The following is a 12,009-nucleotide window of genomic DNA, read 5'->3' on the forward strand; positions in this document are numbered from 1 at the left end:
CTTTTTTGGTTTTAGAGTTGGAATTTGTTTATTGTTTTTTTGTTTTTGTCTGCTCTTTCGAGTGTGTCTTGTGCTATGTCGGCTATTTCTTGTATGGCTTCGTTTTGTTCTTCGATTCCGCTGTTTATTTGTTGTATTGCTGCGTTGATTTCTTGGGTTAGTGCTGATGTTTCTTCTGCTAGTTCGCTTACTTCGCTTGTGTTGTGTGCTTGTGTGTCTGTTGCTTCTGCTATTTCGTTTACGCCTTGGTTTATTTCTTGGATCATTTCTTGGATTTCTTCGAGTATGTTTATTACTTCTACTGCTGCGTTTGTGCTTTCTTTTACTTCTTTGTTGGTTTGTTTTAGTCGTTCTGAGTTTCTTTTTGTGTATTCTTGTAGTTCGTTTATTATTTTTTCTATTTCTTGTGCTGATTCTTGTGAGTCTTCTGCTAGTGATTTTACTTCGTTTGCGACTACTGCGAATCCTTGTCCTTTTTCTCCTGCTCTTGCTGCTTCTATGTTTGCGTTTAGGGCTAGTAGGTTGGTTTGTTCTGCTATGTTTGAGATTACGTCTGTTATTTCGCTGACTTCCGCCATCTTCTCTTCGAGTTCACTTATGTTTTCTACGTTTTCGTCTGCGATTTTGTCTAGTTTTTCTAGTTTTTGAACTGCGTCTTCTGCTTTTTCTGCGCCTTCTTGGCTTATTTCGGCTGCGCTGTCTGTTTCGGAGTTTATTTGTTGGGCGGCGGATGTGATTTGTTGTATTGATGATGATAGGTTTGAGATGTTGTTTTTCATTTCTTCGGCTTTTGTGCTTTGGTTTTGCACGCCGTTTGTTATCTGGTTTGTTGAGGAGTTTATTTCGTCTATTGAGCTGGCGAGCTCTTCTGTTGAGGCACTCATGCTCTCACTATGTTGACTGAATTCTCTAGCTCCTTTCTGAGCTTTTTTTATCGCTTTTTTCACTTTGTTCATTGCTTTGTTGAAGTCTTCCTCAAACTCTTTGTTTATCTTATGTTGTTCTTTAACTTCGTCAATATCTGTTTCAGGTTCAGGTATCTCCAGTCTGGCGGTAAGGTCAAGATCTCCAAAACTATCAAATGTTTTAACAAGCTCCTCCTGTAGTTGTTTCCATTGCTCTTCTTTAGCCCTTAAAACCTCAACCTCATTCCTCAAATCATCTAATTCATCAGTATAACCATCTTCATCTGCACTTGACTCGATATCCACTTCTTCCATAACTTCAGAACCATCAGACATAAAAAAACACTCCAAAATGGGTTATTAGGTTAGTTAACTGGCCAATAAATCTCAAACCAGCTAAACTACACCCAAAAAGTAGCTATACTGAATATATAAATTAAATGAGTGGTTATCAAAAATGAAAAGTAGGGAAAAGTTTTTTAAATGATTATGAAGTGACTGACTGTTTTGTGTTTGATTTTGGTTTTGCTTTATTTTCTTTGGAGTTTTTGGTTGTTTTTTGTTGTATGTTTTTGGATGTATGTGAAGGATAGTATGTTATTTTTTATGGGAATGTTTTTATAGTATTGGGTTATAGGTGTTTATCGTTAGGTTATTTAGGGGGGAGAGGGATTTTCTGGCTGGATACCCAGAAGCTTTTCAATTCCTGGCATTATTCTCTCTCCTTTTTTTAGCCTTATCAAAATCTATCTACAGCATTTTTTAGGCACTACGCCACCCAACCTCTACTGTTTTATGTAATTTTTGGTGGGTTTTGTGGTTTTTTTGGTCGGAATGAAAACTAGAGGATAAGGTTGTTTATATTTTATTTATCTCTTTTTTACTTTTTTTATATGTTGGATTAATATATTGGATGGGGTTTTTCAGATGTTTTTAGTTCATAAAGATATTGTTCTCAAGTGTTCTCCGTAAGTTTGATGTTGGTTGTTTTGTTATTTTTAGTAGAGTGGTTTGTCTGTGTTGGGGGGTGTGGAGTTTCTCTATGGTTGTTTTATGTTAATTTGAATGAGGTTTGCAAAGATGGGTTTTTCTGGTTTTTTGGATGATGTTAGTGGTTTTTTGATTGTTTTGGTTGGAGTAGTGTTACTTTTTCTCAAGTTATTTTTTCATTTGTTTTATTTGAGTCATGAGGGGTTTTTTGAGTTATTTTTGGCTTTGTTACCTTTTGTTTTTCCTGTTGTTATTATTTATATGGGTTGGTTTTTACATAGGCATTTTTCTGGTGAGTATTGTTTTAGGATTTTTATTTTTACTTTTGTTGTTTTAGTGTTAGTTGTCTTGATGACTTTGGTTAATTTATTGTATATTGTTGTTCGTGGTGGTGTGTTGCATGAGCCTTTTGTTGCTATTATTAATAATGCGTCTGCAGGGGCTTTATTGGGGTTATTTATTGGGTATTTTTATGTACAGGTTCTTCGGGAAAGAGATAAGAATCGGTTGTTGGAGTTGACTTTGACACATGATTTTAAGAATAAATCTCAGGTGGTATTAGGGCAACTATCGCTTTTAAAGGAGGAGGTTAATCAAGGTAGTAAGAAACGTGTCGATAAAGTGTTAAAAAATATGAGCGATTTATTCGATCTGTCGGATAAAATCCGGCTACATCTCAAAGATCAATATAGAACCCATATAACCTCTCTAGATGAACTAAGAAGGAAAGTAAGAGGTATTGTTGAAGAAAAAACCAAGGATGGTATAGAGATATTTTTTGAAGATAAAACAAAAAGCAATACTGAAATAATGGCTGGACCCCTAATTGAAGAGATAATTCTTGAAATCATTGATAACGCCATAACCCATGGGAACGCAAGCAAAATAACGATTAGGTTAAATGAAGATCTTGAAAAGATTAAGTTGGTTATATCAGATGATGGAGAAGGAATAAAACATAAAGAAAAGATATTTCAAAAAGAATATACCACAAAAACCAGTAGCCATGGATTAGGACTACCCCTAGCTCAAAAAGTAATAAAAGACTACAATGGCGACATAAAAATCCATGATAATGAACAAGGAGGAACCGATGTCAACATATACCTAACAAAACTATAACGCATGACGATGCATAGAAAATCTATTGTTTTCTCCGTTTAATAGCCATCTTTAGTTTTAATTAAGGATTTTGGCTTTATTTAGGCATTAAATCGATTTAACGTTATTGATTGGGTACTGAATATAATGGTATTTCTGGCAGAGTTTTATTTATAGTGTTAGTTCTTTATGTCTGGGTTTTTTGAATGGAAAATTTTTTGGACCGGTTTTAAGAATAGTTTGTTGAATCTTTTGAATCATTTTATACTAAAATAGCTATTCTCCTATTAATTTGATGTATATTTGGTTTAGGTTTAGGCACTACATAAATCCGTTTTAATAAGAATTTGATATACTTTCTGTTGTAACTGGACTTGGGAAGAGGATTTTTTGGATTGTTGGTGTTTATTCAAATTTTTTCGTTATTTATGTAATTATTCTTTTTCCCACACCCTCCGTAAACTAGTTTTAGGAGTGGTTTTAGTTTGTCTTGATTGTTTTTAGTCACTACATTTTTTCAGGTTCTTGGGGAGAGGTTTAAAAAAAGGATATGTGTTTTTGTGTTTGAGTTGCTTCTTTGTCGTTTTCTGTTGTCGTTTCCTGGGTGCATAGCCCTATGTGGGGAGGGTTGGTGTGGTTTTTGTATTGGTTGTTTTTTATTTATATTTGCTTGTTTTTATATCGAAAACCTTTAAGTGTTATTTTTTTATTTATATTAACACATATTAGCATGGAAATTATATTCGTGATACTATTGGGTTGGGTTTTTGATGAAAGGTAATGAGATTTCGAGGAGGAAATTTATTAAATTAACGGGTGGGCTAGCTTTAGCATCGACAGTACCAGGTTGTCTCAAGGAAATTGATTTTAGTGGGGATGAGGTTTCGTTTACGGATTTATCCGGGAGGGAAGTAAGTGTTGAGGCACCTGTTGATAGAATCGTTTCTACGTATAATTTTGATGAGTTAGTGGCTGTTGGTGGTGAGGGGGTTTTTGATAAGACAGTTGGCCATTCAGAATATTGGGATAGGTTCAGTCCTAGTGTTTGGGATAAATATACGAACAAATTTCCACAGTTAGAGGAAATACCAAATGTTGGTTATAGAGATGATGTTGATGTAGAACACGTGATATCTCTTGATCCAGATGTTGTGATTACCTCTAAAGGCCATTATGGGTCTTATACGAATATTTATAATCGTATTAGCAATGCGGGTATACCTGTTGTGGCCTTAAATTATCACGAGGAAAGTATAGAGGATAGGAAAAAAAGCACGGAGTTATTAGGGGTTATTTTAGGTAAAGAAGATAGAGCTCAGAAATTATGGGAATATTGTGAAGAGAGATATAATGAAGTTTTCAGTCGTTTAGAGACAATAAATAACTCAAAACCAAGAGTTTATCTCGAATGTAGATTCATGGACTACAGCGATGATATAGGAACTACTTATGGAGATACTAATTGGGGCGCCATGATCAAACAATGTAGAGGAGAAAACATAGCAGCAGGGAAGGGAGAAAACCCAACACTGAGTGAGGAATATATCCTTAAAATGAATCCTGAAGTATTCATCGTTGAAGGAGTTAATTGGACTGATGCATTAGGATATACCCCTGATTTAGAGGAAAGGGATGTACTAGATAACATAGAGGAGACGTATTTCAATAGAAGTGGCTGGAGAGATTTAACAGCCTGGAAAGAAAGAAATTACCACGCTATACATCACGCATTTTTCCGAAGCATATCTGACTTTATTGGCTATCAATTTATCGCAAAAGTATGCTATCCCTCAGAGTTTAAAGATATTAATCCAGAGAAATCGTGGAAAGAATTCCATAATGAGTTTTTACCAATTGACTATTCAGGAAGCTGGCTCATAGACTCAGAAACTGCATAATAACAGAGTGATCAAATGGAAAACGAAGAAAACGTAGATATAAACTCAGTTTACAGCGAAATAACAGGTAAAAAAACAATAATAACATCTGCATTACTGTTAATATGCATCTTTGTTTTCCTAATCGATATTGCAATAGGTTCCGCAGGGCTATCAATTGAAGAAGTAATACTAGCAATATTCCACCAAAGCACAGACATAAACAACATTATAGTTTGGGAAGTAAGACTCCCGATGACAATAGCCGCCCTACTGGTTGGAGCCAGTCTAAGCATAGCGGGAGCAGAGATGCAGACAATACTTGACAACCCCCTAGCAAGCCCATTTACATTAGGATTGGCCGCAGGAGCTGGATTTGGTGCTGCCTTAGCCATCGTGATGGGGGCAGACCAACTACCAATAGTACAAGGGTCATTTGTAACTTTAAACGCCTTCTTTTTCGCCTTAATCGCAAGTTTAGCCATATACTACATCGCCAAACTCAAGAAAGCAACCAAAGAAATGATGATACTTGCAGGAATAGCAATTCTCTTCCTATTCGAATCAGGCATATCACTTCAACAGTACTTAGCAACAGAAGATGCCTTACAAGAAATAGTTTTCTGGTTAATGGGCAGCCTGCAGAGAGTTAGCTGGATAGACATAGGAATATTAATCTTAGTATTAATACCAACCACAGCATGGCTCACAAAAAAAGGATGGAAACTCACAACACTCAAACTAGGAGACGAAAGAGCAAAAGGCCTTGGAATCAACGTAGAAAGCTTAAGACTAAAAACAATGATAGTAGTCTCACTTTTAACAGCAGTCGCAGTAAGCTTTACAGGAATAATAGGATTCATAGGTCTTGTAGGACCACATATCGCAAGAATGCTCGTAGGAGAAAACCAAAAGTTCTTTCTAATCGCCTCAGCATTAGCAGGATCAATACTACTCATATCAGCCTCAATAGGATCCAAACTAGTAATAGAAGGAGTAATCTTCCCAATAGGAATACTAACCTCAATAATAGGAGTACCATTCTTCTTAGCATTAATACTAAGCCAAAAAGGAGGATACTGGAGATGAACAAAATAGAAATAGAAAACCTACATTTCAACTATTCATCTAAAAAAATCCTAAAAAACATAACATTAAAAGCAGAACTTGGAGAACTAACCGGATTAATAGGTCCGAACGGAGCAGGTAAATCCACATTACTCAAATGCATCGCTGGAATCCTAAAACCAAAAAAAGGAAAAATCAAAATAAAAGGCAAAAACATCCACGAAATCAGCAAAAAAGAACTCTCACAAATTTTAAGCTACCAACCACAAAACCAAAACACCAGCGCAGCACTACCAGTACTAGAAGCAGTATTACTAGGAAAAGTACACACACTATCATGGAACATATCGCAACAAGACCTACAAGAAGCCTGGAACATACTCCAAAAACTCGAAATAGAACACCTAGCAGAAAAAAACCTAAACGAACTCAGTGGCGGCCAACAACAAATGATAAACATGGCACAATCAATGATAGGAACCCCAGACACCTACCTACTAGACGAACCAACTTCAAACCTAGACCTACCAAACCAACTAAAAGTAATGGAAATAATAAAAAAAATCACACACAACGAAAACATAACAACAATAATAACATCCCATGACCTCAACCAAATCTCCAGATACGCAGACAACCTAATAATCCTAAAAAACGGAGAAATATACTCAACAGGAAAACCCAAAAACGTAATAACCAAAAAAATGATGAACTCAGTATACAACGTCAAATCAAAAATAGAAATAGACGAAGAAAACAAACCAAAAATCACACCCCTAAAAGCCTTAAAAAAAGGATAAAACGATAAAAATATCTAAAAAACCTCAAATATACCATCTAACGTGGAGTTTTGGTTGGTTTTTATTAATTTTGGTTTATAGTGCCTAAGTATGGGGTTAGTTAAGACTAAGGTGATGTAGATTACAAGTGGTTTTTAGGTGGTTTATTTTTGGTTTTGTTTATTTTGGTTGAGGTTTAGGCACTCTTTTTTTGTGAAGGGTGTTTTGGGTTTTGGTTGTTTTTTTTATTTAGTTTAGTTTTTGTCAAGTTATATTGGTTTAAGTATCTTTAGGTTGTATTGTGTTTTGGTGGGTGGTATGAGAGTTGCCGGTATTATCCGGCTTCCTGATAGAGATCCTGAGAATCATCAGGTTGATGTTATTCAGGATAGATATGGTGAGGCTGATCTTGAGCTCTACATAGAGTTTGAACAACCTGGCTTCACAGAGACGGCTTATGATCAATTGAAAGAGGATATTTGTGATTTCGATGTTATTGCTGTTCCCCGTATAGAAAATATCCTTTGGTCACCTAAAAAACTGAAAGACCTAATTAGGCTATCCAACAAACACCATACCAGGATAGAGATAATAGATGAATCAAGTTCTGGTGATGACGACAGGGTGAAACAAGAATATATATTATGTTCAATAGCACTATTCATCCAAAAAGAACGTAAAAACAAACTTACAGTAAACATAATTAAAAACTGGATAGAAGACTCAGCCACAACCAGGAAACAAGAAAACCTAAAATAAAACAACCAAGAACTTTGATGGGGACTCTATTAGGGTTGATGTTAAGTTAGGTTCTGGTATGGAGCTCGGTTGTTTATTCAAAAACTTTTTTTTGGTGATGGTTATTTTGTTTTCTTAACTCCATATTTCTTGATTTTCTTTTTGTAGGTATTTGGCCACTGTATCTATATGGATTTGAGTGGTGGGTAGTGATTTTTAACCTATTATCTTTAAAAGGAAAAATTTTATTAGATGTATTCTGGAGGAGTATGTTTTTAGATTTTGTTTCTGTAAAGGCGGTTGTTTTTTTAGTTTCTCTGTCTTATGGGGGCCGGGGTTTTTAGATATTTTTTAGATAGTTAGTGGGCCTTTGTTTTTGGGGTTTTGGTTGTTTGGTGGTTAATTGTTAAAACAGTTTATTATTGTGGTTTGGTTGGTTTTTTCTTTTATTTTTTGGAGTATTTGGAGGTATATATTTGGTTTCTGGTTCGTCTTTCCCTATCTTTAAGTTTTTAGGTGTTTTGTTTTTCATGTTGATTAGTTCTTTATCTTTAGTTATGTCTATTAAGTCTTTGTTTGCGTATTTTAGTGATTATGTTAATTTTCTTGGTTTTATTGGGGTTTTAAAATCCATTTATTTTCTTTTTTGCATAATTTTGTTTGTTTTTTATTTGTTTTTGTTGTGTGGTGCCTAGTGTATGGTGTTTGTTAGAACTAAAACGATTCATGGTATTGATTATGCGTATTTGGTTAAGTCTGTGAGGGAGGGTGGATCTGTTAGGCAGGTTCATTTAAAGTATTTGGGGCGGGCTGACCTCTATAATGAGAGGGAGCGGGAGGAGATTGTTGAGATGTATGAGTCAGGCGATCTATCTGAAGCCGAATACATAAAAAAGAGGGTTGTTGAAATAGAGGAAGGTGCAGAGGAGGTTCATGGTTTATGTGGGTTGGATGTGGTTGGGGTTGAGGAGAGGTTGTTTGGGGTTTTTGATGAGTTTATTTATGGCCGGCCGACTGATTTTAGGGGTGTTTTTGATACGAATGAGGTGGAGGAGATTCATAGGGCTACTGGAGTTAAAGAGGAGTTTTTGGGTGGTTCGGAGATCGCAACCTTCAAGTCTTCAGGTGGTATGACCTGGCTTGAGATTAATCCGGAGGTTTGGGGTGGGTTGTCTGGGGAGCAGCAGGATTTGGTTTTGAGGCATGAGGCATTACATCTGGAGACCAGTGGGCATGGCCGTAGGTTTAAGAGGAGGGCTAGGGAGATTGGGGCTCCTCTTAGTTTGAAGGAGGTTTTGGGTGAACCTGTGGAGTTGCAGGCAAAAACTGAGGATGAATGGCGGTATAAGACAATTAAGAAGTTTGATAGTCCAGAAGAAGCTCATAGGTATGTTGATGAGAACAAGGATAGGTTGTTGATTGAGTTTGATAAACTACGGTTAGAGAGATAACCCAGCTATCTTTTTATCTCAATTATTAGAGGTGGATGATTGTTTTTTTTGGAGTTTGTAAGTCTTTTTTTGGTTTTTAGGCACTACAGATTAATTGGAAAAGTTGTTATCTTTTTTTAGTCACTACATTTCTTAGTTTATTTTTTTTTGTTTTCGATATAGGGTTGTTTAGTTTCTATTTGTTCTATGATTGGGTTTTTGTATGTGGGGTTAATTGAAGATAGTGAGGTTTAGTTCCAAAGTTTTTTCAATCTGATATTATATTATTTTTGTATATGAAACGAAATTTAGTTATTGGTGTTTTTTTGGTGTTTTTAATTGTTGTTTCTGCGGGTGCTGTTGCTGCAATCCCAGCAGCAGACAACTCACAAGCAAATGAAAATAACCAGGCACCAGATACACCAGATATGGATAAAGAAGCACCGGGCCAGTCAGATAGCCATCCGCTTGATGATCCTGAACATCCAGGTAATGTAAACCAGAATGCAATTGAAAACGTACCGGATCATGTTGATGTAGTTTTACCTTTCACTGTAGTGATTGAAGGAACTTACATGATTGATGGTGCAACTGTAGATTACGAGCAAACAGCAGATGAAATAGAATTTGTAGTGGATATTACAGATGAAGAAGCAATGACTGGACAAGGACAAGACAGAATTCCTGTTGCTCTGTTCTTTGCAGATGGTGAAAACGATATTGTAGCTCAAATCCATAACAACGATGGGGTAAACCATGATTTCGATGTTGGTGAATGGCTATTTGATACAGGTGTAGAGGAATGGCATGATGAGGGTGTAGAGAAGGTAACAGATAACGATTATATAACAGTTGAAGGGGACTCAACAGAAGATAGTGAATTCACAATAACAGTAGACAAGGATGCAGAGTTCTTACCAGACGGTGAATTTGGGTGGGCTGTAAGCCTTATAGTTGACAATACAGTTCCAGAGGATGCAGAGTTTGTTGATGGCTGGACAAGTATTGAGAATCCTGTTGAATCGGTGATACTGTAAATAAAGCTGCAGGAAACTTTTGATTTGGTTTCCTTATTTCCTTTCTTTTTTATTTTTTTTGGTTTTTAGGCACTACTTTTTTAAGTTTGTTTTTTTATTAGTTTCGGGTATCTCTCTTGTTTGTTTTTATATGGGTTGTGGTTGTTATGTTGTTTTATTATGAAATCTATGTATTGTTGTAGGTATTGTGGTAGGTTGCAGGTTGTTTCTGTGTTTAGGGATGAGGTTAGGGAGTTGAAGAAGAGTGATTCGAATTTTAGGGTTGTTTATAGGGAGGATACTTGTGATTTGGTTTTTGAGGGTTTTGAGGTTGAGGAGTATTTTTGGGGTTTGTGTTGTGATTTGAGGGCTCGTTTTGGTAGTGAGGTTGAGATGGAGGGTTTGAATATGTATTTTGATTCGTTGGAGTGTGGGGAGGGTGTTGTTTTGTCTTTCCGTGAATGGGTTTTTAGTAATGGTGGTTATGAGAAGGATGGTGTTGTTTATCTTCCTGGAGAGGGAGAGGGTGGGGGAGAGGATTGAGGTTTTCCTCTCTTTATTTTTTTGTTAGTTGTTGGATTAGTTTTGGGTGTATTTTTCCGTTTTGTTCGTAGTTTTGTATCATTTGGATTAGTTCGTTTTTGTTGTTTTGTTGTTTTTGTTGTTTTTCTGCTTTTTCGAGTTTTTTTAGTGCTTCTTGGTTTAGTGCTTTTCCGCAGTAGTTGCAGGCGTTGGCGTTGTGGGGGTTGGTGTTTGTGCAGGTTGGGCATTTTTGTGGTGCTAGTTTTGATTTTTCTGTGTTGTTTTTGGTTTTGATTCCGTGGATTTGTGCGTATGCTCCGTCGATGTCTCTTCCGGATAGGTGGATGTATCTTGCTGGCATGTCGGATCCTTGTACCCATCCGAACCATTCGCACATTTGTGCGTCTGTGAATTTGTTTGCTAGGTATGTGGCTCTTGAATGTCGGAAGTGGTGTGGGTTTACTGGTTTGTTTATATCTGTTTTTTGTTTTGTTGTTTGTAGGCTTTTGGATAGGTTTCTGTAGGTGCATTTTTGGCCGTGGCGTGGGTTTCCTATGTTTACCCAGAGTGGTTGTTTGTTTTGTGGGTTTGGGTGTATATCTATCCAGGTTCTTAGGTGGGGTACTGTTTGTATTAGGGGGAGTCTTCTTTGGCCTGTTTTTCCGTCTATTGTTATTTTTTTGCCGTAGGGGTGTTCTTCTATGTGTCCTATTGTTAGGTCTATTAGTTCTCCGATTCTTGCTCCTGTTTCCCATAGTATGCTTATGAGTGCTTTTGTTCTGGGGTGTGTTGCTGCTTCTAGTAGTTTGTGGATGTCTTGTTCTGTGAGTATTTTTTCTGGTAGTTTTTTGGTTTTGTTGTATTTTAGTTCTATCCAGTTGACTGTGTCTGGGTAGTCTTCTTCGTTGTTGAGCCATTTGTAGAATCGTCTGATTATTACTTTGTATGTTCTTTTGGTTGATTCTGCGTAGTTTTTTGAGTTTATTTCTGCTACTAGGTCTTTTATGTCGTTTTTGGTTGCTTCATCGAAGTTTGTGTTCATTATTTCTCCGATTATTTTGGTTGTGTTGAGTAGTTTTAGGATTCTTGCTTCTGAGTAGTCCATTATTCGTAGGTCTCTGTAGAATTCTTGTATTAGTTCTTTGTTGTGTGGTGTCAGTTTTTCGTGTGTTTGGATGTTGTTTAGTTCGTTTTTTATGTCTCTTTTAAAGTTTTTAGTTGGCATTTCAAACCTCGGTGCCTTTTATTTGTTAAAAATAGAAGGATAGTGGTTTTTGTAAGGCATCTGTATTTTATCGATGGTTTGAACCTAACATTACTGTAGGGAGTTGTCCGAAAGTGTTGTTGTTTTGTGGGTTTTTTGGCTGGTTTTTGGTGGTTTTGTTGGCTTTTTTCTTTAATCGGTGTTTTTGAGGAGGTATATAAGGTTTGTGGCTATAGAAGGAGGGATATGAACCTTAAAGATTAAGCCCCGGGCGGGATTCGAACCCGCGATCTACGGTTTACAAGACCGTCGCTTTGCCGGCTAAGCCACCGGGGCGTTTATAGAATTAGGTTTAGTAGTTGGTTAAGTACTATTTTGT

At 36.5% G+C, this 12,009-nt stretch carries 10 protein-coding genes and 1 tRNA gene; 8 read left to right on the forward strand and 3 right to left on the reverse strand.

Annotation, left to right across the window (positions count from 1 at the left end; all coding sequences use genetic code 11):
* Positions 1-11 precede the first annotated feature (11 nt).
* Complete coding sequence (locus tag QEN48_RS02890; protein ID WP_280108907.1) at positions 12-1,241, reverse strand: methyl-accepting chemotaxis protein; 1,230 nt, start codon at positions 1,239-1,241, stop codon at positions 12-14.
* Between the two features lie 1,005 nt (positions 1,242-2,246).
* On the opposite strand from QEN48_RS02890, the gene QEN48_RS02895 reads away from it, so the two are divergent.
* The 8 genes from QEN48_RS02895 (at position 2,247) to QEN48_RS02930 (ending at position 10,447) form a co-directional block, all read left to right on the forward strand.
* Positions 2,247-3,017 (forward strand): HAMP domain-containing sensor histidine kinase, encoded by a 771-nt coding sequence (locus QEN48_RS02895; RefSeq protein WP_280108908.1) that lies wholly within the window; start codon positions 2,247-2,249, stop codon positions 3,015-3,017.
* A gap of 749 nt (positions 3,018-3,766) precedes the next feature.
* Positions 3,767-4,894: an ABC transporter substrate-binding protein gene (locus QEN48_RS02900; RefSeq protein WP_280108909.1), complete on the forward strand. Its 1,128-nt coding sequence runs from the start codon at positions 3,767-3,769 to the stop codon at positions 4,892-4,894.
* A 15-nt stretch (positions 4,895-4,909) separates the two neighbouring features.
* Positions 4,910-5,962, forward strand: coding sequence for an iron ABC transporter permease (locus tag QEN48_RS02905; protein ID WP_280108910.1), 1,053 nt, complete (start codon positions 4,910-4,912; stop codon positions 5,960-5,962).
* Positions 5,959-6,741 (forward strand): ABC transporter ATP-binding protein, encoded by a 783-nt coding sequence (locus QEN48_RS02910; protein ID WP_280108911.1) that lies wholly within the window; start codon positions 5,959-5,961, stop codon positions 6,739-6,741. The genes QEN48_RS02905 and QEN48_RS02910 overlap by 4 nt, the downstream gene beginning before the upstream one ends.
* Before the next feature lie 297 nt (positions 6,742-7,038).
* Positions 7,039-7,479, forward strand: coding sequence for a hypothetical protein (locus tag QEN48_RS02915; RefSeq protein ID WP_280108912.1), 441 nt, complete (start codon positions 7,039-7,041; stop codon positions 7,477-7,479).
* A gap of 677 nt (positions 7,480-8,156) precedes the next feature.
* The gene (locus QEN48_RS02920) at positions 8,157-8,909 is read left to right on the forward strand and encodes a hypothetical protein (protein WP_280108913.1); all 753 of its coding nucleotides are present in this window, start codon (positions 8,157-8,159) and stop codon (positions 8,907-8,909) included.
* A gap of 275 nt (positions 8,910-9,184) precedes the next feature.
* Positions 9,185-9,925: a hypothetical protein gene (locus QEN48_RS02925; RefSeq protein ID WP_280108914.1), complete on the forward strand. Its 741-nt coding sequence runs from the start codon at positions 9,185-9,187 to the stop codon at positions 9,923-9,925.
* A 159-nt stretch (positions 9,926-10,084) separates the two neighbouring features.
* Positions 10,085-10,447 carry a hypothetical protein gene (locus QEN48_RS02930; RefSeq protein WP_280108069.1) on the forward strand — a complete coding sequence of 121 codons (363 nt, stop codon included), beginning with the start codon at positions 10,085-10,087 and terminating at the stop codon, positions 10,445-10,447.
* A 13-nt stretch (positions 10,448-10,460) separates the two neighbouring features.
* Here QEN48_RS02930 and QEN48_RS02935 read toward each other — a convergent pair whose 3' ends face one another.
* Positions 10,461-11,651, reverse strand: coding sequence for a site-specific integrase (locus QEN48_RS02935; protein ID WP_280108068.1), 1,191 nt, complete (start codon positions 11,649-11,651; stop codon positions 10,461-10,463).
* Positions 11,652-11,893: 242 nt separating this feature from the next.
* Positions 11,894-11,966, reverse strand: a tRNA-Thr gene (locus QEN48_RS02940).
* Between the last annotated feature and the right edge of the window lie 43 nt (positions 11,967-12,009).

This window comes from Methanonatronarchaeum sp. AMET-Sl (genome assembly GCF_029854155.1).
Taxonomy (GTDB): Archaea; Halobacteriota; Methanonatronarchaeia; order Methanonatronarchaeales; family Methanonatronarchaeaceae; genus Methanonatronarchaeum.

Excerpts from the sequence above, each read along its gene's own strand:
- QEN48_RS02890 (WP_280108907.1), bottom strand. The coding sequence starts at position 1,241 with ATGTCTGATGGTTCTGAAGTTATGGAAGAAGTGGATATCGAGTCAAGT.
- QEN48_RS02895 (WP_280108908.1), top strand. The coding sequence starts at position 2,247 with ATGACTTTGGTTAATTTATTGTATATTGTTGTTCGTGGTGGTGTGTTG.
- QEN48_RS02900 (WP_280108909.1), top strand. The coding sequence starts at position 3,767 with ATGAAAGGTAATGAGATTTCGAGGAGGAAATTTATTAAATTAACGGGT.
- QEN48_RS02905 (WP_280108910.1), top strand. The coding sequence starts at position 4,910 with ATGGAAAACGAAGAAAACGTAGATATAAACTCAGTTTACAGCGAAATA.
- QEN48_RS02910 (WP_280108911.1), top strand. The coding sequence starts at position 5,959 with ATGAACAAAATAGAAATAGAAAACCTACATTTCAACTATTCATCTAAA.
- QEN48_RS02915 (WP_280108912.1), top strand. The coding sequence starts at position 7,039 with ATGAGAGTTGCCGGTATTATCCGGCTTCCTGATAGAGATCCTGAGAAT.
- QEN48_RS02920 (WP_280108913.1), top strand. The coding sequence starts at position 8,157 with ATGGTGTTTGTTAGAACTAAAACGATTCATGGTATTGATTATGCGTAT.
- QEN48_RS02925 (WP_280108914.1), top strand. The coding sequence starts at position 9,185 with ATGAAACGAAATTTAGTTATTGGTGTTTTTTTGGTGTTTTTAATTGTT.
- QEN48_RS02930 (WP_280108069.1), top strand. The coding sequence starts at position 10,085 with ATGAAATCTATGTATTGTTGTAGGTATTGTGGTAGGTTGCAGGTTGTT.
- QEN48_RS02935 (WP_280108068.1), bottom strand. The coding sequence starts at position 11,651 with ATGCCAACTAAAAACTTTAAAAGAGACATAAAAAACGAACTAAACAAC.